We start from the raw sequence: 20,793 nt of genomic DNA, 5'->3' as shown, positions 1-20,793 counted from the left end.
ACATCAAGAAGCAATGCCGCCCGGTTCCCGGTAAGGCCCATTAGGGTCCAGGCTGGCCATCCCCATCTCGTTGAACCGGTGGACGACCTGCCGGATCGTGTCCTCGTCGGCCTGAACGAGACGGGCGATCGCCGGCACCGTGTTCCCGCCGGCAGACGCGAGCACGACCATGGCCCGACGTAGTCGGATTGGTGAACCGGTTCCCCGGCGGGTGATTCTGAGCAGCTGCTGACCTTCCTGATCACTCAGCCGCCGCACGCGTACAGGATCTGCCACCGCCACAGCCTGACCGCCGCGACGCCGCCCGGCCGACAGGCCGGGCGGCGTGTCATTCAACACCGTGAACGTTCGTGGTCAAGGCACTAGCGCCGCCGTCGGCTTCCTCGGCTACCTGCTGCTCGGTCGGCGACCGCAACGACCATGACTCCATCGGCGTCTTCCAGCAACGCCCCAGCCAAGGCTGGAGCACCATCGCGCAACTGTCCGAGCCGCCTACCAAGCCGGCAAGTTCTTCGACAAGCTCCAGACCGTGCCCGGCTGGCAGACAGCGCCCTGTGCATAACCTCATCGGCATCCTCGGGCAGTTCCTGCGGACCTGGCATCGGCAGCATCAGGATGAGCCGCTGCGCCCAGGCCAGCCGCTCATCCGGCAGCGCCGCTGCGGCGAGCAGCTCCGCCCAGGTCATCGCGGACGTGAACTTGGGATTGAGGCGGCGCTAACAAGGGTTTCATCGTCGGTCACTCGCGTCGGATAGGACGATAGCGGCGAGGACTGCGGCAACGGCGATAGCGGTTAGCAGTGGTGGGGCGAACAGCAGCGGTGCCGATAGTAGGAGCAGTGCGAGCAGGGCGATCGGCAAGCTTGGCGGCACACGACTGAACACTGCGCGTTGTAGGCGGGCTCGTCCCAGTACGAACAGCGCGGGTCCGCCGAGGAGGACAGCGACCCACGCCAGGTGGCTGTGGTCGAGCGGGTGGGTGATGACGAGTTCGTCGCCGACTGCGGTAACAACGATGCCGGCCACCATCGCCAGGTGGGCGTGTGCCATGGGACGGGTCAGCCTCACGGGATCGGAGGCAGCGGCGATGGCTTTGGCCAGTAGTTCTCCAGCGCGGTAGACGTAGATCCTCCAAAAAAGGATGCTGGTGAGGATCGAGGCTGCGAAGGCGCCGATTCGCTCGGCGGTGAACTCTGTCTGGGTGAATGTGAGACCCGTGACGGTGATCATCTCGCCGAGGGCGATGATGAGGAGTTGGCGGTGACGTTCCGCCAGATGCTCGGCGGCGACGGGCCAGTCGGATGCGGTTACCCGTCCGAGCCGTGGTGTGGGAAACCGGAGTGTGAATGCGGCGTAGTCGACAGCTGCGGCGAGGGTCCACAGCAACGAACGTGCGGTGCCGACGGTGACACCGCCAGCGAACCAGAGTGCTGCGGTGCCGCTGGACCAGAGGAGTAGTCGCCATCCGGTGCGCCTTTCTGGATGGGGCAGGGCGACGATGAGGAAGAGCATCACCGCGACGTGCAGTACGGCGGAAACACTCGCGAAAACAATGCCGTGCTCGTCGAAGGCGTCGGTTAACACGGCTGCCATCACGAGGCTGGCGATCATGGTTCCCAGGACGACGACCTGAACTGTGAGGTGGCGAGGGTCCAGCCGGTTGGTCAGCCACGCCGTCAGGGTCCAGACCCACCACACCGCGAGGAGCAGCACGCCGGTCTGGTAGGCCCCTGCCCAGGTCAGATCCTCGACCAGATTTCGGGACAGTTGCGTGAGGGCGAAGACGAATGCCAGGTCGAAGAACAGCTCCAGGAGCGCTACCGGCTGGCGTTCCCGGGGCGCCCTGAGCAGCCCGCCTGGTTGCTCGTCTCCCATCACTGTGCCACTGGGCTGTCCTGACGGTGGAATTCCGGGGCGCGCCAACTTCCGCTTGTCGGCAGCCCGACGCCGGGTGGCGCGGTGCAGCCAACGCCGCGGGCGTCCAGTCAGCTCTGCTACCAGTCGATTATCCGCTGGCGTCGAGCTGGGACCGGCGATGCCTGGCGTCTCGGATGAGCGTCAGGGCGATGACGAGAAGGCCGAGCAGGGCGACGACGGCATTGGCGGTCGTGAGGAACACCGCCTCGCTAAGGCTGGCGTGGTCGAGGTGGGTCAGGTGGAAGAAAAAGTGGGGTATGGCGAAGGTGGAGAATGCCGCCGCCGCGGGGATGGTGAATGCGGCTCGAGGTGCGACGAGCGCTATGCCAAGGACGACGGCCAGGCCGAGGGTAGCTCCGCCGAAGTCTCGCGCGTAGTGCTCGCTGAGCGGCGGGGTAAGGGTGACAGTCGGGAAGTTGTTGTAGAAGTTTTCGGGGAAGGCCTGGTTCCAGAACCCGACAACGAGTTCGTCGAGGAAGAGGACGGCAAGGGCGATCCGGATCAGCACGGTCAGCGCAGAGCCCCGTCCGTCTGTTGACGCGACCTGCGGTGCGGCGGGGATGGGTGACTGGCCTCCGTTCATCGGGTCCGCCCGGTGGTGTTCTGCGCTGCCGGGCTGGCACGCCACTGGTCGAAGGTCTGTTTGCCCTGAGGACCGGGGCCGGTGGGCAGCAGGCCGCCGGTCAGCGCCTCGTCCAGCCCGGAACGGCGGATCATGTCTACGCCTGTGGAGCGGACGAGTATGACCGGCTCGTGGCCGGCAGCCCGTACGGCGTCGACGGCGAGACTTCCGACCCAGCCGGTCCCGCCAGCTACCGCGATACGCACTGAGCTACCTCCCGATCCGCGTTCGCCGTAACGCCGCGGGGGTGCGTCGCCCGGACCGGGCGCCGGGGTGAAAGGGGAATCAACCGCTGTGATGTCACTGTTGGTTCTAGCTCTCCAAGATTTCTCGCCGGGGCTGAAACTGCGCAAGTCGCCCTAAAGGGTGGAGCCGTCACGTGTGGCCGCGCGCGTGCTTGCGGCGTACACACCGCGCGAGAGCGTCATGATCGCGAGAAGGAGAGCAAGTACGGCCACGCCTGCGGCGGCGTAGAACGCGACGACCCCGCCGTGCGTGACCCGGGCCCGAAACGGATTTGCTGCGGCCGCCGCCGCAGCGTCCGCTCCCACAGTGAACTCCGCCGTGCCGGCTACCGGATGTCCGTCGGTGAAGGTTGCTCGCCAACTGATCTCGTACCTGCCGTCAGGCATACCCGCTTTCACCTGACCGATCAGCGTCGCCCCTTGGACAGCCGGCCGACCGCCGGCCCAATCCGTTCCCGCGCGGTCCATGATCGTGACGGCGCTGTCAGACGTGATCTCGGCAGCGAACACCACCTCGACCCGTTCCGGGGCAGTCGCGAGCGCGGCACCGGCGGCCGGCGTGATCGAATGCGTCGCGCCGTGGGCGAACGCGGGAGCGGGCGTGACCGCCAGCGGGAGACCGGCAGCAAGCGCGACCGTGACGATCAATCCGACGGTACGACGAATGCGAGGCACCCGAGCGGTGTCTGACTCGCCGGTCACGCGCGCCGCAACGCTTCTCTTCATGGCGTGCTCCCCACCGCCGCGAACGACCGCGGCATCTGCGAACTGGACCGAGCGGGCCCCCAATTCGTGACAGCAGAGCTTGCCGCTGGCCATCTGTCACGAATCGGAGACCTGCTCGGTCCGTAACTGGTGACACTCGCCCACCACTGGCGGGTATCCGATGTGTCCAGCTACGTCGGCTGGCCCGTCAAGGGCGACACCTCGGACGCCGAGCCGGGACAGCGCAAGGAGCAACAACCCGTGACCATCATCATTCGCATCGCACTGGCGATCTTGTTTGTCGACAACTTCGTGGTCGGGGCCTGGAACGCGATCTGGCCGGCCAGCTTCTACACGAACTTCCCGACAGTGGACCTCACCCCGCCGTTCAGCGAGCACTACGCGCGGGACTTCGGTACGGCATCACTGGCGATCGCCCTGCTGCTGGGCATCGCGGCGGTCAAACCCAAGTCCCACTTCGTCATCCCCGCCGCGGGTGCCTATTCCGTCTTCGCGGTGCCGCACTTCTTTTACCACCTCACGAACATGGAGACGGCGACCGTAGGTGAGGCGATCCTCCTCACCACCGCAAACGCGGCCGTGGCGCTCGTCGGCCTGGTGATCATCCTGCTGACGGTGCTGCGTGACCGTCGAGCGGTCCGGCGCGGCTTCCCCTCGGCTCGGGCCGCCCACTGAACCTTCCGCGTCAACCACTGGGAGAACCGATGGTTCCCGAACCCCGCCGGCCACGTCGGTCAAACGCGCTACCCAGCGCGTTCTGCGTCGTCGTCGCCGAACGACGCCTCCTCAAGAACCTCGCATATCACCTACTCGGTTCGGTCGAAATCGCCGAACACGCGGTGCAAGAGACGTACACCGGCTGGTACACGATGCCGGACGACCAACAGGATGGCATCGGCAGCCCCTTCAGCTGGCTCGTCAGCACGCTCGTGCGGATCTGTATCGGTCTGCTCGAATCGTCGCCGCCCCGAGCCGGTGGCCAGACCGCCGATCGAGCGGGTCGCCTCCATGTTGCGGGCCCTCCGCCTCAGAGGTGGGGGGCCTGGCGCGGTGCGCCGATGCTGTAATGCGGCCGCCCAGGGGTATCTGTATGCGTTGGCGCCCAACGGACAGCAGCGATATCGGCGGTAGTTCGAGCTCACCTGCATATTCAGGGATAGAAGCGACGAGGCGGACGGTCATGGTGGGGCGAGGGAAAGACGGGACACTGGTCGGCGCGTTAGGCATCTTCGGCGCGGTCCGACCGCGGCTCTTCGGCATTGCCTACCGGATGCTCGGAAGTGTCGCGGAGGCGGAGGACGTCGTGCAGGAAGCCTGGCTTCGGTGGCAACAGACCGATCGCAGCCAGGTACGGGACCCGATCGGGTTCCTGGTCACGACGACTTCTCGGCTCGCTCTGAACGCCGCGACATCGGCTCGCGCCCGACGTGAGCTGTACCCCGGACCGTGGCTACCCGAGCCCGTCGACACCTCCGCCGACCCGACACTGCAGGCCGAACGCAACGAGTCACTCGAACTCGCCGTGCTGCTTCTGTTGGAACGGCTCACCCCGGCCGAGCGGGCGGTGTACGTGCTGCGCGAGGCGTTCGACTACCCGTACCGGCGGATCGGCGAGGTACTCGGCATCAGCGAGGCGAACGCGCGGCAGCTCGGCCGACGCGCCCGTACGCACTTGGCCCAAGAGCGGCGCGATCCGGTCGGCTACGCCGACCACGGCCGTCTTCTGCGTGCATTCCTCGCCGCAGCCCGCTCCGGAGACCTGCCCCGGCTCGAGGAACTGCTCGCCGAGACTGCCACCTCCTACGCCGACGGCGGCGGCACCGTCCGCGCCGCCCAGGTACCCGTCGTCGGACGCGACAACGTCGCGCGTTACATCCTGGGAGTGATTCGGAAGTTCGGCCGCGACCTTACGCTGGAGATCGTCGAATCCAATGGTCAGGCCGCGATCCTCGTGTCGCAGGCCGGAACAGCGATCGCGTTGGTCAACATCGATGCCTCACCCGCCGGAATCGAACGAGTGCTGATCGTCCTCAATCCGCAGAAACTAACCCAGTTCCAGCGGTAACCGCCGGCACCGGTGACACAGCGACGGGCAGCCCGGTCCGGCTGGCACGGTCGCATGCGGCCGTCTGCGCTGTCACGAACGGTGACCTGACCGACTCTGGCCCGCGGGAGCACAGCTCTTACGCTCTTCACGACCCAGGTGATCGTCCTCGCGGGTCCGCCGGTACCCAAGATGCAAACTCTCTTGTCGGAACGTGGAACAACTCCTGGTCGAACGCGCGGTCGAGATGGATCACGTGACGGCGTTCCGGTGGAGGCGGCGGTTCACCTCACTGCTGGCCGACGCCGCCCGATTCCACCGGCGCCCACCCGGTGCCCCCATGGTTCGTCGACGGCACGTACGTCAAGGTCGACGGGGTCTGGCGTCTGAATCGTCGCCGAACCCGGCGTCGCTGCCGCACGAGTGAGATCGTTGGCGGGTGGTGGAGTCCCTCGACCTGCATCTGGAGTTTGATCGGGGTGCGGGTTTCCCGGGTCGTTCGCTGGAGAGCGCGTTACGGGAGAGCATTCGGACCGGCCGGCTGCGGGCCGGGTCGCGTCTGCCCGGGAGCCGGAGCCTAGCCACCGACCTGGGCCTGGCCCGGGGCACGGTCGTGCGGGCGTACGCGCAGTTGGTGGCGGAAGGGTGGCTGGTGTCGGCGCCGGGCTCCGGCACCCGGGTCGCGGCTGTGCCCCATGATCCACCCGGCTCGCGCCGGGAACCGCAGCCGTCGACGGTCTCCGGGCCGGTGATCGAGCTGCGGCCGGGGATTCCCGATCTCGGTTCGTTCCCGCGTACGGTCTGGGCCGGCAGTGTCCGCCGGGCGCTCGCGACGGCGTCGCGCAGCGCGCTGGACTACACCGAGCCGACGGGGCTGCCCGGGTTGCGGGCGGCGGTGGCCGGCTATCTCGCGCGTACCCGCGGGGTGCTCTGCGACCCCGACGCGGTGGTGATCACCGCCGGCTTCACCCAGGGGCTCTCCCTGCTGGCGCGGGCGCTACACCGGCGCGGCCTGCGTGCCATCGCCACCGAAAACCCCGGCCTGCCCCACCACCGCATGGTGCTCCGTGCCGCGGGCCTGACGGTCACCCCGCTCACCGTCGGTGCGGGCGGGGCCGACCCAGACGAGGCGGCGGGCCAGGCCGCCCTGCTCACCCCGGCGCACCAGCATCCGACGGGGGTGGTGCTCGCCCCGCAGCACCGCTACCGGTTCATCGCCTGGGCGCGGAAACACGACGCGTTCCTGATCGAGGACGACTACGACGGCGAGTTCCGCTACGACCAGCGGCCGGTGGGCGCGATGCAGGCGCTCGCGCCGGAGCGGATCGTATACGCGGGCAGCACAAGCAAGTCGCTGGCGCCGGGCGTACGCCTGGGCTGGTTCGTCGTACCCGAGCCGCTGCGCCGCGACCTGGCGGCGGCGATCCTGGAGGCCGGCGCCGCAGTCTCCGCGATCGACCAGCTCGCGATGGCCGACCTGCTCACGCACGGCGAGTACGACCGGCACATCCGCCGCATGCGCCTGACCTACCGGCGTCGCCGGGCGGAGCTGGCCGACCGCCTGGCCGAGGTGACCACTATCCCGCTGGAGGGCATAGCGGCCGGCATGCACGCGCTGCTGCCGCTGGCCTCGGCGGCGCAGGAGCGCCGGCTGGTCCAGGCCGGGCGCCGCCAGGGCCTGCACCTGATCGGCCTGCACAGCAACGGCTACTGGCACGATCCGGCGGATGAGCGGCAAGCGGCGGCCCTGGTCCTCGGGTACGCGGCGCCGCCATCGCATGCCTGGAAGGCGGCGCTGACCGGCCTTGCGGAACTGGTCCATCAGAACAGTCGCTGAGTGGTCCATTCTGTTGGTCCGGACCGGGCTACGTTCGATACATGCAGACGATGAAGATGGGAAACAACGAGGTCGTGCTCCTGGGCACGGCCATGCCGCCGGTGCTGCCGGAGGGCTCGCACGTGATGACCGGGACAGTCGAACTACCACCGGGTGACCCCGGCTCGCCGCCGCATCGGCACTCCGGCCCGGTCTTCGGCTACATGCTCGAGGGCGAGATGATCTTCGAGCTGGAGGGCGAGCCGGAACGGGTGATCAAGGCCGGTGAGGCGTTCTGGGAGCCCGGCGGCGACGTCATTCACTACCAGGCCGCCAACAACCTGCCGGACCGGACGACCAAGTTCCTGGCTGTCATGGTCTGCGCACCCAACCAGGAGATGCTGGTGTTTGTCAGCCCCGAGGAACTCGAACAGCGCAAGGACCGCCGGGCGCCCCGGCCGAACTGATACGGGAGCACCGTCATGCGCATCCTTCTTGCCGGTTCGACCGGCGTCATCGGTCGCCGGCTCGAGCCGCTCCTGACCGACCAGGGGCACGAGGTCATCGGGCTGGCCCGCAACGGCCCGGTCCCCGTCGACGTGCTCGACCGGGACGCGGTGGCGGCCGCCGTCCGCGACGCCCGGCCCGACGTGGTGATGCACCAGCTGACCAGCCTGAGCACGGGCGACCTCGTGGCGAATGCGCGGCTGCGCCGGGACGGAACCCGCAACCTGGTCGACGCGGCGCTCGCTGTCGGGGTACGCCGGATCGTGGCACAGGGCATCGCCTGGGCGTACGAGCCGGGCGCCGAGCCCGCGACCGAGGAGACCCCGCTCGACCTCGGTGCCGCCGAGCCGCGGCAAACCAGCGTGGCCGGTGTCGCCGCGCTCGAATCCGCCGTTCGGGAGGCACCTGAGTGGGTCGTGCTGCGGTACGGCACCCTCTACGGCCCGGACACCTGGTATGCCCGCGACGGCCTGATGGCCCAGTTCGCCGCCGCCGGCAGGGTCCCCGCTGACGCGGACGTGAGTAGCTTGCTGCATATCGACGACGCCGTCGCCGCCGCGGTCGCGGCCCTGGAGTGGCCCGCCGGTGCAGTTAACGTCTGCGACGACGAGCCCGCCGCAGCCTCGGAGTGGGTGCCCGCGTTCTGCGCGGCGGCCGGTGTCCCAGCGCCAGCGGTGACTGTGGGCGAGCGGCACGGCTGGGCACGGGGCGCGAGCAACCACTACGCCCGCAAGCACCTCGGCTGGATCCCGACTTATCCCTCCTGGCGAGAGGGCTTCGCCACCCTGTGAGCCGTCCGCTGCCGCTGGCGGACGCCCCAGTCGGAAAGGCCGTGCTAGGGGCCTTGGGTTCTAGGAGTCGGCGCAATGCCCGATCTTCGGGAGAGCGATGGACTTCGAGATCGAGGACCGCTCGATACAGGGACGTAGGAGTTGGTTCGAGAACGGGCCACATATCTTGATCTTGTGGAAGCAACGGAGACGAAGAGTCATGCCGGATCATCTCAAACTGGCCGCGCTGAGCGACGACTACGCACGCTTCGGGCTGGAGTGCGATGTCGTACGCGAATGGGAGGACGGCGCCCGCACCGACGATCACCCCGGGTCGTACGAGTGGTGGTACTTCGACGCCCACCTCGACGACGGCGCGAAGGTGGTCGTGGTGTTCATGAACAAGGACCTCGGCGCGGCGAGTAGCCCGCTGTCGCCGCAGCTCCGGGTCAACCTGGAACTGCCCGACGGCACGATGTCCCACAACACGATCGCGATCCCCGCGGCCGAGTGGTCGGCGGCGAGCGGGCGTACGGACGTCCGGATGGGGCCGGGCAACCGCTTCCAGGGCGAGAACCTGCGCGAGTACCGGATCCAGGCGACCGCCGGCAGGCTGCGGGTCGACTTCACGCTGACGTCCGAGGCTCCGGCTTGGCGTCCGGCCACCGGGCACATGCTGTTCGGCGCGAAGCGCGGACTTGAGTTCAACTGGCTGCCCTCGGTGCCGCACGGAGCCGTGCGGGGCTCGTACACGATCGACGGGGTGCGGCACGAGACGACCGGCGTCGGCTACCACGACCACAACTGGGGCAACGTCGGGCTGCAGAAAATCGTCAATGACTGGTACTGGGGGCGGGGGCAGGCCGGGCCGTACACGGTCATCGCGTCGTTCATCACGAGCGCCGAGAAGTACGGCTTCGCCGAGATCCCCATCTTCATGCTGGCCCGCGACGGCCGGATCATCGGCGACGACCCGGAGAAGATGACGTTCGAACGCCAGGCGGTCTACACCGACGCGAAGACCGGCAAGCCGGTGGCGGGAATCGTCCAGTACACCTACGTGGACGACGACGACACGTACGTGGTGACCTTCGACCGCAAGCGCGACCTGGTCCGCAACCCGCTCACCAAGGACCTGCCCTGGCTGAAGCGGACCGCGGCCCGGCTGATCCGGTTCGACGGCGCCTACCTGCGCTTCGCCGGCCTGCTAACGATTGAGCACCACAAGGGCGGACGCGTGGTCGAGGAGTTCGCCGAGGACGCGATCTGGGAGCTCATGTACTTCGGGCACGCCCGCGTCACTTGCGCGGATCCGTCAAGTAATTGATGTGCGCGCCGCTCTGACCGTTGCCATCCACATCGGCCGCCACCTTTTCCTTGCCATCGCTTGGCAGGGTCACCAACTGGTCCGCGCCGCCGTCCGGGACTGTTCTGGTTCGGCAGATCCGCGCTGCCGTGCGTCCGGGGGGCATTCGCACACGTACGGCACGCGTGGACCCGGGCTGTGGTCTTGGACTACGCCCCATGGCAACGGCAGGTGACTCTCATCGAGCCTGATCGGGGAGGCAGAGGCGACGAATTCATGGCCCGGTCGGTGGGTCGCCTGGACGAAGCCCTGGCTCCATCGGCTTGCGGAGGCGCTCGACCAACTTTTGCGCCGCCTCGGCGTACCGCTGGTCCGATCCGCAGGGCCGGTGTCCCTGGATCGGTGGCGGGACGCTGTCGCCAGGGGGAGCCACCACATCGGCGGGATCGCTCGCAGCCGGCGGTCCACTGTTGCCGCCGGGTGGGCGACGGTGACCGGCGCGATTGTCTGGTGGGCGGAGAAAATCCAGCCGCCGATCGGGTCGGTGTCGCGCCACAGGTTCACCCACCGCCACTCGACTCGGAGCCGATCTCGTGCAGCACCTCGTCGTCGACGTAGGCGGGGAACAGCCGCGCGTAGAGGCGGCGGAGTGGTGACGCGTGGGTGAGGAGGGCGACTCGCCGGCAGACCTGGGGCGGTAACTGGAGCACTGTCGTGGCGGCCAGGACCGAACCGTGGCTGTGTGCGGAGAGCAGCACGGCGTTGCCGCATCCGACCAGGTACGTGATTCGTCGGGTCAGCTCCGGCACAGCTCGTTCGGCGTAGCAGGGTGGCGCGAACGGGTGGGCGGCCCGGGGCCAGAACGTGCCCAGGTCCCATAGGACACCAACGTGGCGTCGGTGGTAGCGAGGAAGTGAACCACGATCGGCACGACGTGGCGGACCTCGACCGTGTCGCGATCGCTGTACTGATCGACCTGACCATTGGCCAACACGTACTGCCGCGATCCCCCCGGGAGGCACTTCGGGGTCTGTGGCGTGGAAGCCGGCGTCGCCAGGTTCCGCCAGGCGCAGCGCCGTGGCGCGAGTACCACCAAAGACGAGGCCGAGGATTGAGGGGCACTGATGTTCGATCCAAATGCACCCGGGCATCTTGGTCGGTCGCCCTCAAACAACAGGGTTACGAGACACCTTTTAAAAGCGATGGCTGGGCCGGCTCGCCGGGCGCCAGCCTGGCAGTGTGTGCAGGGCTTAGCCAGCGGCTTTGGCGACGATGCGATCCATCTCCCCTCGACCGAAGGCCCGAAGGGTCGTGGTACGGACGTTGCCCGCCCCGCCGAGCTGCAGGAGCGCCGCGGTGGCGGTTTCGTCGTCGGGCGCCTCGACGACGGCCACGAGGTCGTACGGACCGACGGTCCAGTAAATGCTCAGGAGATTCGCCCCGAGCTTCTGTGTCGCTGCGGCGAAGGCCTCGGCGCGCGTCGCGGTGTCCTTGTAGCCTCGGATCCCCTGATCGGTCCAGCTCAGCAACGCGATATACGTCGTCATGGTCCTTCACCTCCATTGAAGAGACCTCATCGTAAGGTTAATTCTGGGCATAATGGCCGAAATCTGGTCACCAGTCGGCCTACCGCCCGCTGCGGGCCCGCACCTGCGCCGCGTGCTCTCGGCGAGCGCCCTCAGCTCAAGGAGCTGTGGGAACACCAACCGCTCATTCAGTTCTACTCGAAGGCCAAGCCAGGAAGCGCCCACCTCCGGACCGTCGCCGGCCATGAGTTCGGCTCGGTCGTCCATCCAGACTGGCACTTCAACGCCAAGCTGGACATTCTCATGCTGAGGCCGGAAGCGCCAGGGCAGAGTGTCAGGTCCGGAGGCGACATCGACAACCGGCTGAAGACCCTGTTTGACGCGCTTACCCCGACCCCTCGTCTGTAAGGTGCTCCCGGCGAGAGTCGTAGTGTCCGCTGTCGTCCAGTGGGTTCGGGTCGAAGTCGACATCCGTTCGCACTCATCCAGCTTCGGCCACCACCGTTGATGTCAACGACTGATGTCAGCAGCAACTTCCGGCTCCCTGCCCGCTGCTGGTAGAACCGCCGGATGGATCAACCAACCGACCCGCTGGCCGGGCTCGACGACGTCCCGTGGGAGTCGCTGCATCATGCGTATGGGCCGGCCGTCGACGTACCGGACCAGTTGCGAGCGTTGCGCTCGGTGGACGTGTCGGTCCGACGCCGTGCGTTGTCCGAGCTGTTCGGCAACGTCTACCACCAGGGCACGCGGTGGGGGGCGAGCTGCCATGTGGTGCCGTTCCTGGTAGCGCTCGTCGACGACCCGGACACCCCGGACCGGGCAGCGGTGGTCGACCTTTTCCGTTCGGTGGTGCTCGGCGACCGGCGCGACGACAAGCTGCCGTTTGATCCGCGGCGAACCTTCGCCGCCGCCGAGGGGATCACCGACGAACAGGCGGCGCTGGTGGAGCGGCATCTGGAGGCCGAAGACCTGTTCGAGCACGAGGAGGCCGCAGAGCTGGCCGACAAGGTGGCGGTCCGTTGGGACGCCGACGCCTTCCATGCCGGAGCCCGGCACATCAACCGGTACGTCGGCTGGCTGACCGATCCGGACCCGCAGCTGGCCGGATACGCCGCCGAACTACTCGCCTGGTTCGCATCCGACGAGGCCGCGCTGGCCGGGCTCATCGCGGTCCCTGGTGATGACGTCCGCGCCGCCACCCGCGCCAGCGCCAACTTGACGCTCGGCCACTGTCCGGTCGGTTCGGAGCGGATCGACGCACGCCTCAGCGAGCTACTGTCCGCGAATACTGCGGTCGTCCGGGTCACAGCGGCGGTGGCGTTGGCATACCGGCGCGGCGACCAGCTACCCGACCTGGCCCTCGACGTCCTCACCGACGCCCGCAGCTCGGACTTCGATGCCGACGTACCCGGCTGGGACCGGTCGGTGCGCGGGTTCGTGGCGCTCGGGTTGCACCGGCTCGGTCTCGGCTGACTTGCCGCTGCGACACACGGTTTAGGAAGGAGTTAGCGGCTGGTCACCACAGCTGGCCTACCTGCCCGAATAAGAGCAGCACGACCAGCAACCTACATGATCATTCCGCACATTTTCCGGATCATGAACACCGGACCGGGCAAGGATGGGTCAGGAATACACCCTGCCAGTAGTCATCGTGGCTCTGCTTGAAGTCGTCGGGACGAGCCGCCCGAAGCAATGCGTACCGTTCAGCCAGCATGTCCAGGGCCTCGGGGATGGCGCACCCGCAGGATGCTCGGATTGCTTGCACAGCCTGGATCCTGCGGCCTTCGACGATGAGCCTGTTCAGATGGTCCCAGTCCTTCACCCGCACATGATGCCCCGCGTCGAGTCAGCACGTGCTCCCGCGCGCCAAGCCCATGCAACTCCGCCGGCACGCCCAGCCGAACCCGAGCCCGAACCCGACCCGACTCTCTGGCCCGCGATGCACGCACCGCTAGCCTCTGCGCCGTGGAGCAGCTGCGCGACCTTGCCATTCGACTGGCCTTGGGAGAGTCCGTCGGAGATGACCTGCCGATAGCGGCCGCTTATGCCCTGACCGGCGGCTTCGATTCTCCGGCCTTGCGCGAGCTTGCCGGCCTGTCGAAGGGACAGCCGCGGGAAGCGGTTGACCTGTTCCGGCAGGCGATGGAGGAGCTTGGCTGGGCGGTCCCGGACGAGAGCGCCGCACGGCTGCACCTGATGCGTAAGGCAGCGTCGGACCTTCTTGCTGGACGGGGCGATCCCGAGGACCTGGCGCACGAGATCTACTGGCAGGCCTGCTATTCCGGATTGCCGGGGCTACGAGCGGTTGGCGATCGCTTCCTTGAGCTTTACGCCGGTTGGGGCGCAATGTACGACCAGCCGGACGGAGCGGTGGCGGCCATGAAGGCGACGGCGAAGTCGTTCCTTCACGACCATCCGGGCTAGTGGGCCATCCACCACCTCCGCCCGGGCTGCTTGGGACGCCCAGATGCAAGTGTTGAACTCTTCGTCCCGAACGCCGCTGCGGCGCATCGTCTGTTGCCACCGGTTGTCGTCCCGTCCCTCTCAGCCTGGCTACGGCCCCGCCTGCTGTCGTGGGCAGCATCGCCGGAGAGCGGTGCAGCACGCAGGCCAGCGCGATCTGCTGGGGCGTGGCCGCGTGCCGGGCGGCGATCGGCGCGAGGGCGGCGGCGACCTGGCCGGCGTTGTCCCCGCCGTCGTGCAGGCTGACCGGGTGCCAGGGCGAGAACACCGCTCTGGTCCGCTCCGCCGCCGCAAGCAGGTCCGCACCGGTGCGGTTGCCAATGTTGTACTGGGCGGTCACCGCGGCGATCTCCGCAATCGACCGGGCGAGTTCGAACTGCGCCGCGGTGACGTTGGACAGCCCGGCAACGTCTACCACCAGGGCACGCGCTGGGGGCGACTGTCACGTGGTGCCGTTCCTGGTGGCGCTCGCTGACGACCCGGATACCCCGGACCGGGCAGGGGTGGCCGCCCTGCTCCGTTCGGTGGTGCTTGGTGACCGGCGCGACGGACGAGCTGCCGTTCGATCCGCGGCGGCACTTCGCCGCCGCCGAGGGGATCACCGACGAACAGGCGGCCTTGGTGGAGCGGTATCTGGAGGCCGAAGACCTGTTCGAGCACGAGGAGGTCGCGGAGCTGGCTGACAACGTGGCGGTCCGCTGGGAGGCCGACGCCTTCCACGCTGGAGCCCGGCACACCGATCGGTACGTCCGCTGGCTCACGGCTCCGGACCCGCAGCTCGCCGGGTATGCCGCCGAACTACTCGTCTGGTTCGCACCCGACGAGGCCGCGTTGGCCGCCGGGCTGACTGCGGTCCCCGGCAACGAGACCCGCGCCGCCACCCGTGCGAGCGCCAACCTGACCCTCGCCCACTGTCCGGTCGGCTCGGAGCCGACGCCTGCCTCCGCGAGCTGCTGTCCGCGAACGCAGCGGTCGTCCGGGTCACGGCGGCAGTGGGACTGGCGTACCGGCTCGGCGACCAGCTACCCGACCTGGCCCTCGACGTCCTCACCGACGCCCGCAGCTCGGACTTCGACGCCGAAGTACCCGGCTGGGACCGGTCGGTGCGCGGGTTCGTGGCCCTCGCGCTGCACCGGCTCGGTCTCGGCTGACTTGCCGCCGCGACACACGGTTTAGGAATTCTCTGCTTCGCAGGCCTCTGCTGGCTGACTTGCTGTTAGCGCTGGTCACAGCTGTCGCTATCCAGCGAGCTTTGACCGTCGTTGACCCTCGTCGCCCGTCAGATCGGGCACGCAACGGGCACGCGGACTGTCAGGAGCTGGCAAAGGCGGGCCAGCCTCGCCTGGCACACGCCTAAGCCAGTCAGATATCTGACGTGAACGCAGCGAATCTGACCTTGGCCGCCTGCCGTGTTCAGGATTGTCCTAGATCTCCAGGGATTCCGACTTTCCGGGCGCGCGACGGATTCCCAGCTCGCCGCTACGATGCAGCCCCCGAGGCACGTCGCACCGACGGAGGGCGCGGATGCTTGGAGCTAGGAGATCGGCGAGGACGAAGACCGCCATCTGGCGCTACAGACTGTGGCGATACAGGCTCACCACCGTCGGCCTGCTTCTAGCCTCATTCGGGATGGCGACCGCGCTAGTCGACCCGCCCCGGCCGGTCAGCGTGGTCGCCGGCCTTGCTGGCGCTACTCTCTCCCTCATGGAGACTCGGGCCAACCGCCGTCGTTCGAGAGAAGTGCGGTTCCAGCCACGTGAGGGTGACACCTACCGGGATGTAATTGGCAATTCGGAGGGTCACGGACCGGCCGTGGAGAGCGTCCGTGACGTGGGTATCTTGCTGTCACGCGAGAACAGCGAACTACGCAAGCGCCCCCTCAGAGCCATTATCCAGAGTCCCGATTACAGACTTCCCCGCGATCTGCGAACCTGGTCCCTCGACTACCTGAGCCGGCGGGCAAAGACGGGGAAAATATATAACGATCAAGTGCTCTGTCTTGCGTCGGATCTCTTGGGCGACGATGTCGTCAAGCTAAGGGCCGGTCGCTACTTCGACTTCATGTGCAGCAACCTGTTCGCCCCGCTGGACATCTGGGAGGCCGGGCGAAAGAGCCCCGTCCTTCGTGGTCGGGACCTCATCCTCGACCCGGATGGCCAGTTAATTTCTCTTAAGCGCAGTCGCCTAGCTAACCTCATCGGCGTATCGACGCTGGCATTCACCACCGACGGGCGGTTGCTCCTCGTGGCGCAGACCCACGACAACATTGGCAGCCCTGGTTTGCTCGCTCCGTCCGGCTCTGGCGCGCTCGAACCCAAAGACGTGCCTGCCAACATGGCCGATTGGACCATCCAGAGGATTGTAAGCAATGGAGCTGAGCGCGAGCTTCGAGAAGAGTGCCACCTGAAACCAAGCGAGATAGAAGGCAGTTCGGTTGTTGGCCACGGTCGGTGGATCAGCAGGGGAGCCATGCCCGAATTCTGCGCCGTAACTCTCCTTCGCCTTACAGGTGATCAGATGCTCGACCGTTCACCGCGGCGAGTAGAGCAATCTTACGTTCACGAGTTCATGCCGGTCAGCCTCGCACCGTTGCGGCATTGGGATCCCAGCCGACCACTCGACATGCTGCCTGAGCATCGACAGGCAATTTCCTGGCCTCTGGCACTTGGGCTGGCCTGCTTAGCAGAGTGCATCAACGACGAGTCCTGGCCCCTGCGCAAGCAGTTGTTAACCCGACTGGACGGATAGATTGCTAGAGCGGGACGGCCAATCTTCACAGGGTCCTTGTCCTCCAAGTATCACCGCCATTAGCGCGCCTGAGATCTCGCCAACAATCTCCGTCAGGTCGTCTAATGGGAGCCTCCGCTTCTCATGCCCAATCTCGTACCGGCACTTGCTATATGGCTCCGGCGGCTGATGTCCGCGCCAGCCATGCCCACACTCGGGGCAGTCGCCGTACTAGCGCGGCTCCAGGGCCAGTTGACCTCCGTTGGGGTTGAAACGGAAACAGGGTGCCGACCAGTGAAATCGGGTATCAAGCAGTGCTGAAAATCGCCCGCTGCCTGCCGTTAGCTGCCGGGGCTTCACAGCCTTGACCGCAGCCTTCTTGCTGCCTCTACCTCAGCCGGGGGCATCCGTTGCGGCCCACCTAGCGCTGTGGCGAGGGCGCCTCGTCTGGGTGTCTCCATTCGCGTGTGCCGTCCCACGCCGTAACCCCGGCCAGGACGACGGCTGCGGCGGCGGCGACGATCACCGGCGCCCGGCCGACCATCGCCGGCGTCAAGGCGACAAGCGCGAGCAGTCCGATCACCCGGGATGGGGACACCCGGGCGAACACTTCGTACTCGAGGCGGGACCGCCCGGCCAGGAACAGCGCGGGCCCGCCGAGGATGACCGCGAGCCAGAGCGGATCCTGGTGTCCGCGCGGTTGGTCGATGACGAGTGCGTAGCCGACGCCGGTGGCGAGAATGCCGGTCACCATGACCAGGTGGGTGTAGTACCCAGACTTAACGAGGCGGTTTGGATGGGAGGCGCCCTCGATGGCGGCGGGGAACACCGTCCCGGCGCGGTGGAAATAGATTCGCCACATCAGCACGGCGGTGGCGAAGGACATCACGGTGGGAGCCACCCGGTCGGGAGTGAACTTGTCGGCGAATGTGATTCCCGTGAGCAGGATCGTTTCGCCGATCGTGATGATGATGAACTGCTGGTAGCGCTCGGCGAGGTGCTTGCCCGCGCGTCTCCAGTCCTCCGCTCCGGTCCGACCAAGCCCCGGTACGGGCCAGCCGAGTACGAGTCCCGTGTAGTCCAGTGCGATCGCTAGCGTCCAGAGCACCCCGCGCGCGGGACTCTGCGGGAATAGCGCCGCTCCGACGATCCAGGGCACGGCGGATACCGCGGCCCAGCAAAGGTGGCGCGCGGGGCTGTGCCGCCCAGGGTCACGCCGGGCGAGCAGGAGGATGACGGGCTTGCCGGCCTGGATGGCGACGTACGTGACCGCGAAGACCACAGCTCGATCGCCGAACGCATGGGGCAACGTGACCGCCATGATCATGCTGCCGAACATGGTCCAGACGACCAACAGCTGGGTCACGGGTTGTTGTGGATCGGCTCTGCTGGTCACAAATGCCGCGTGGACCCAGATCAACCACAGGGCCAGTAGCAGCAGCGTCGTCTGACCGACTTCAGGCAGGACGATCCGACGTTCCGTGGTGAAGTCCTCAACCAGGCGCTGCGAGAATCGGGTGAGCACGAAGACATAAACCAGATCGAGGAGCAGCTCCCCCTCACGGCCGTGCAGCAGCCCGCGCGAGCCACCGACCGTCATCTGCCGCTCATCTTCCGTCAGCTTGCCCCAGTATTGACCCAGTCGTACCACGCCGCTCGGGCCTCCGACGCATGTCTGCCAGGCGTCCATCCCTTGCCTGCGCCGATCGTTACCCAGTTGGTCACTCAGGCGGAAGTGTCAGGCGTTGAAGCGGAACTCAGCGCCGCTGTCCGCAGACCAGCAGGAGTGCTTCCCTCGGAAGGGGAGGGTCTGCTGCACCGATAGGTGACATCTGAGATGGCTTGCCCTGGTGGCGGGCTGGAAGGATGTTGCTGTGCCCAAGCCCTACCCTCGTGAGTTCCGCGATGATGTCGCGCGGGTGGACCGTGACCGTGATCCGGGCGTGACGGTCGAGCAGATCGCGAAGGACTTCGGAGTCCACCCGATGACGTTGTTCAAATGGCTGCGCCAGGCTGACGTTGACGCTGGAACCAAACCGGGTGTCAGCGGCAGCGAGTCAGCCGAGCTGCGCGAGGCCCGCAAGCGGATCAAGCTGCTGGAGCAGGAGAACGAGGTCCTGCGCCGGGCCGCTGCCTACCTGTCACAGGCGAACCTGCCGGGAAAAGGCTCTACCCGCTCGTGAGCGAGCTGGCCGCCGATGGAATCCCCGTGGCGGTGACGTGCCGGGTATTGAAGATCGCTCGTCAGCCCTACTACCGGTGGCTCGCCCGGCCCGTCGGCGACGCCGAACTCGTTGCCGCTTACCGCGCGAACGCCCTGGTCGACGCTCACCGCGATGACCCGGAGTTCGGGTACCGGTTCCTGGTCGATGAGGCCCGCACCGCCGGACAGGCGATGGCTGAGCGCACGGCGTGGAAGATCTGCTCGGACAACGGGTGGTGGAGCGCCTTCGGCAAGCGCAAGAGGCGCGGCAAGGGTGGCAAGGTCGGTCCGCCGGTGCATGACGACCTCGTGAAACGAGACTTCACCGCCGACGGCCCGAACCGGTTGTGGCTGGCCGACATCACCGAACACCGCACCGGCGAGGGCAAGCTCTACCTGTGTGCGATCAAGGACGTGTGGTCGAACCGGATCGTCGGCTACTCCATCGACTCACGGATGAAGTACCGGCTGGCCGTCAACGCGCTGCACAACGCCGTAGCCCGACGCGGCCGAGTGGCCAGCTGCGTGCTCCACACCGACCGCGGGTCGCAGTTTCGCAGCCGGAAGTTCGTCCGCGCCCTGCACCAGCATCACATGATCGGGTCGATGGGCAGAGTCGGTGCCGCCGGCGACAACGCCGCCATGGAATCGTTCTTCGGCCTGCTGCAGAACAACGTCCTCGACCGGCGGACCTGGACCACCCGCCAGCAACTGAGGACCGCGATCGTGACCTGGATCGAACGGACCTACCACCGCCGCCGACGACAACACGCTCTGTCCCGGTTGACCCCTATCGAGTACGAGACCATCATGACCGCACCGGCCACTCAGGCCGCGTGACTGAAACTGTCACCTATCGGTGCAGCAGACCCGGGACGACCCCAGCGGGGGAGGCTGGTCGCCCTTGTCAGGCAGTGCCAAACAGGCCGCGTCGTGTGCGCGCATGCTCGGTCGTGCTGCTCGTTCCGCCCGTCATCGTTCGCGTGGCGAGCGGTTTGCTGACTCGCTGCTGGCTACGCCTGGCGTCGAACTCGTGAGGGTGTTAACCCAACACGCTTTCCAAGTCTGCTCGGCCCCATACGGCCTTGACCGGGCCGGTTCGCCACCTAGGCCAACTCGACCGGCCTTCGTCTGCGCTCGCCTCGTACGCTGACGAACGAGACGACAAGTGAGACAAAGGCGGGACGGCGCGCCTCGGTGGCAATCGTCGAGCTGGAGGTGACCAGTGACCAAATGGAGCCCACGCCGACGTTGGGCGGTGGTCGTCGTGGTGACGGTGGTCGCGGTGGCCGCGGGTGTGGTCACGATCGCCTGGGTCCGGCGTACCGCGTCGCCTTGGCCAGCAATGGCCGGCACTCCATATGAAATTCCACTCGGATCGGATGGCTGCCCGGTCATCGACGAGCGGCGCCAGTTCGTCGACGCCCATGGCCCGCTGGTGCCGCCCGGCGCCACGGAGGTGCTGCTGTGCACCACACCCACGGCACTGCCTATCCAGCGTCCCGGGGTGGCGCACCCACCGCGTCAGCGGGTGCTGCGTGCCGGGGCCGCCGACTTCGCCGCGCTGCTCAACCGACTACCCACCCGCAACGATGCCTGGCGGCAGTGGCAGCGGCGACACAGCGGCTGGTGGCCCGATGCCGCCCCAGAGCCGATGGGCGAGGCCTGCCCCTTAATCGGATACAGCCGCGAGCACTCGTTCGTGCTGCGCTACCCGGACCGGCCACCAGTGCCGCTGATCTACACGTGTGGCGGCCGGGCGGGCGGCCTCACGTCGGGCACTCGGACCCGGATGGATTACACCAAACCGCACCTGGTGGACGAGTTCCTGAGCCGCTTCCAGCAGCAGTAGCCCATCGGTCCGAGCGTGCCGCAACTGCTCGGCTGGACGGCGTCGGGACAGGCGCGATGTGGGCTGG

Annotated in this window: 22 protein-coding genes; 13 read left to right on the top strand and 9 right to left on the bottom strand. The window is 67.3% G+C overall.

The genetic code is table 11. The annotated features are described in order from the left end of the window. Positions 1-3: 3 nt before the first annotated feature. The 5 genes from BUS84_RS03645 to BUS84_RS03630 all read right to left on the bottom strand — a co-directional run bounded on the left by BUS84_RS03645 (position 4) and on the right by BUS84_RS03630 (position 3,602). On the bottom strand, positions 4-336 hold the full coding sequence (locus BUS84_RS03645) for a helix-turn-helix domain-containing protein (protein WP_244298356.1): 333 nt from the start codon (positions 334-336) through the stop codon (positions 4-6). Positions 337-728: 392 nt separating this feature from the next. After that, complete coding sequence (locus tag BUS84_RS03640) at positions 729-1,874, bottom strand: low temperature requirement protein A (protein ID WP_074308737.1); 1,146 nt, start codon at positions 1,872-1,874, stop codon at positions 729-731. Positions 1,875-2,004: 130 nt separating this feature from the next. Further along, the gene (locus tag BUS84_RS03635; RefSeq protein WP_074308735.1) at positions 2,005-2,424 is read right to left on the bottom strand and encodes a hypothetical protein; all 420 of its coding nucleotides are present in this window, start codon (positions 2,422-2,424) and stop codon (positions 2,005-2,007) included. Between the two features lie 71 nt (positions 2,425-2,495). Then, positions 2,496-2,633 (bottom strand): hypothetical protein, encoded by a 138-nt coding sequence (locus tag BUS84_RS38110; RefSeq protein ID WP_159450972.1) that lies wholly within the window; start codon positions 2,631-2,633, stop codon positions 2,496-2,498. A gap of 264 nt (positions 2,634-2,897) precedes the next feature. Next, entirely contained in the window at positions 2,898-3,602 is a 705-nt protein-coding gene (locus BUS84_RS03630; protein ID WP_074308733.1) for a copper resistance CopC family protein, read from the bottom strand. Between the two features lie 147 nt (positions 3,603-3,749). Here BUS84_RS03630 and BUS84_RS03625 point away from each other — a divergent pair, with 147 nt between their 5' ends. The 7 genes from BUS84_RS03625 to BUS84_RS03595 all read left to right on the top strand — a co-directional run bounded on the left by BUS84_RS03625 (position 3,750) and on the right by BUS84_RS03595 (position 9,973). After that, a complete protein-coding gene (locus BUS84_RS03625; RefSeq protein WP_143728211.1) occupies positions 3,750-4,184 on the top strand; it encodes a hypothetical protein in 435 nt (144 codons plus the stop codon). Between the two features lie 29 nt (positions 4,185-4,213). Next, complete coding sequence (locus BUS84_RS41115; protein WP_074308728.1) at positions 4,214-4,576, top strand: sigma factor; 363 nt, start codon at positions 4,214-4,216, stop codon at positions 4,574-4,576. A gap of 23 nt (positions 4,577-4,599) precedes the next feature. Next, entirely contained in the window at positions 4,600-5,574 is a 975-nt protein-coding gene (locus tag BUS84_RS03615; protein ID WP_244298354.1) for an RNA polymerase sigma-70 factor, read from the top strand. Between the two features lie 418 nt (positions 5,575-5,992). Beyond that, positions 5,993-7,390 (top strand): MocR-like pyridoxine biosynthesis transcription factor PdxR, encoded by a 1,398-nt coding sequence (pdxR, locus tag BUS84_RS03610; protein WP_074308724.1) that lies wholly within the window; start codon positions 5,993-5,995, stop codon positions 7,388-7,390. A gap of 41 nt (positions 7,391-7,431) precedes the next feature. Beyond that, positions 7,432-7,836: a cupin domain-containing protein gene (locus tag BUS84_RS03605; protein WP_084757139.1), complete on the top strand. Its 405-nt coding sequence runs from the start codon at positions 7,432-7,434 to the stop codon at positions 7,834-7,836. A 15-nt stretch (positions 7,837-7,851) separates the two neighbouring features. Beyond that, complete coding sequence (locus BUS84_RS03600; protein ID WP_074308722.1) at positions 7,852-8,667, top strand: NAD-dependent epimerase/dehydratase family protein; 816 nt, start codon at positions 7,852-7,854, stop codon at positions 8,665-8,667. Between the two features lie 199 nt (positions 8,668-8,866). Further along, a complete protein-coding gene (locus tag BUS84_RS03595; protein ID WP_074308721.1) occupies positions 8,867-9,973 on the top strand; it encodes a lipocalin-like domain-containing protein in 1,107 nt (368 codons plus the stop codon). Between the two features lie 539 nt (positions 9,974-10,512). On the opposite strand, the gene BUS84_RS41110 is transcribed toward BUS84_RS03595, so the two are convergent. Continuing rightward, entirely contained in the window at positions 10,513-10,761 is a 249-nt protein-coding gene (locus BUS84_RS41110) for a hypothetical protein (RefSeq protein WP_074308719.1), read from the bottom strand. 441 nt (positions 10,762-11,202) lie between these two features. Beyond that, positions 11,203-11,499, bottom strand: a complete 297-nt coding sequence (locus tag BUS84_RS03585; RefSeq protein WP_074308717.1) for a GYD domain-containing protein — start codon at positions 11,497-11,499, stop codon at positions 11,203-11,205. Positions 11,500-12,048: 549 nt separating this feature from the next. Between BUS84_RS03585 and BUS84_RS03580 the strand changes: the two genes are divergently transcribed. After that, positions 12,049-12,954: a hypothetical protein gene (locus BUS84_RS03580; protein WP_074308716.1), complete on the top strand. Its 906-nt coding sequence runs from the start codon at positions 12,049-12,051 to the stop codon at positions 12,952-12,954. 121 nt (positions 12,955-13,075) lie between these two features. On the opposite strand, the gene BUS84_RS37210 is transcribed toward BUS84_RS03580, so the two are convergent. Further along, positions 13,076-13,303: a hypothetical protein gene (locus BUS84_RS37210; RefSeq protein WP_143728209.1), complete on the bottom strand. Its 228-nt coding sequence runs from the start codon at positions 13,301-13,303 to the stop codon at positions 13,076-13,078. Positions 13,304-13,446: 143 nt separating this feature from the next. On the opposite strand from BUS84_RS37210, the gene BUS84_RS03570 reads away from it, so the two are divergent. The 3 genes from BUS84_RS03570 (at position 13,447) to BUS84_RS37205 (ending at position 16,692) form a co-directional block, all read left to right on the top strand. After that, on the top strand, positions 13,447-13,905 hold the full coding sequence (locus tag BUS84_RS03570; RefSeq protein ID WP_074308712.1) for a hypothetical protein: 459 nt from the start codon (positions 13,447-13,449) through the stop codon (positions 13,903-13,905). Positions 13,906-14,478: 573 nt separating this feature from the next. Next, on the top strand, positions 14,479-15,120 hold the full coding sequence (locus BUS84_RS03565; RefSeq protein WP_074308709.1) for a hypothetical protein: 642 nt from the start codon (positions 14,479-14,481) through the stop codon (positions 15,118-15,120). A gap of 654 nt (positions 15,121-15,774) precedes the next feature. Then, positions 15,775-16,692, top strand: a complete 918-nt coding sequence (locus BUS84_RS37205) for a hypothetical protein (protein ID WP_143728208.1) — start codon at positions 15,775-15,777, stop codon at positions 16,690-16,692. Between the two features lie 400 nt (positions 16,693-17,092). Here BUS84_RS37205 and BUS84_RS03560 read toward each other — a convergent pair whose 3' ends face one another. Further along, on the bottom strand, positions 17,093-18,361 hold the full coding sequence (locus tag BUS84_RS03560; protein ID WP_143728207.1) for a low temperature requirement protein A: 1,269 nt from the start codon (positions 18,359-18,361) through the stop codon (positions 17,093-17,095). A gap of 184 nt (positions 18,362-18,545) precedes the next feature. Here BUS84_RS03560 and BUS84_RS03550 point away from each other — a divergent pair. Together BUS84_RS03550 and BUS84_RS03545 are read left to right on the top strand one after the other, a co-directional pair. Beyond that, positions 18,546-19,714 (top strand): IS3 family transposase gene (locus BUS84_RS03550; RefSeq protein ID WP_143728206.1). Its coding sequence is split into 2 segments (ribosomal slippage): positions 18,546-18,830 and positions 18,833-19,714, totalling 1,167 coding nucleotides; the frame shifts between segments, so codons are not numbered across the junction. A 385-nt stretch (positions 19,715-20,099) separates the two neighbouring features. Beyond that, on the top strand, positions 20,100-20,726 hold the full coding sequence (locus tag BUS84_RS03545; protein WP_143728205.1) for a hypothetical protein: 627 nt from the start codon (positions 20,100-20,102) through the stop codon (positions 20,724-20,726). The last annotated feature ends 67 nt before the right edge of the window (positions 20,727-20,793 follow it).

Source organism: Micromonospora cremea, from assembly GCF_900143515.1.
GTDB lineage: Bacteria > Actinomycetota > Actinomycetes > Mycobacteriales > Micromonosporaceae > Micromonospora > Micromonospora cremea.
The sequence above is the reverse complement of the archived record's forward strand: the minus strand, read 5'-3'. Positions and strand labels throughout refer to the sequence as shown.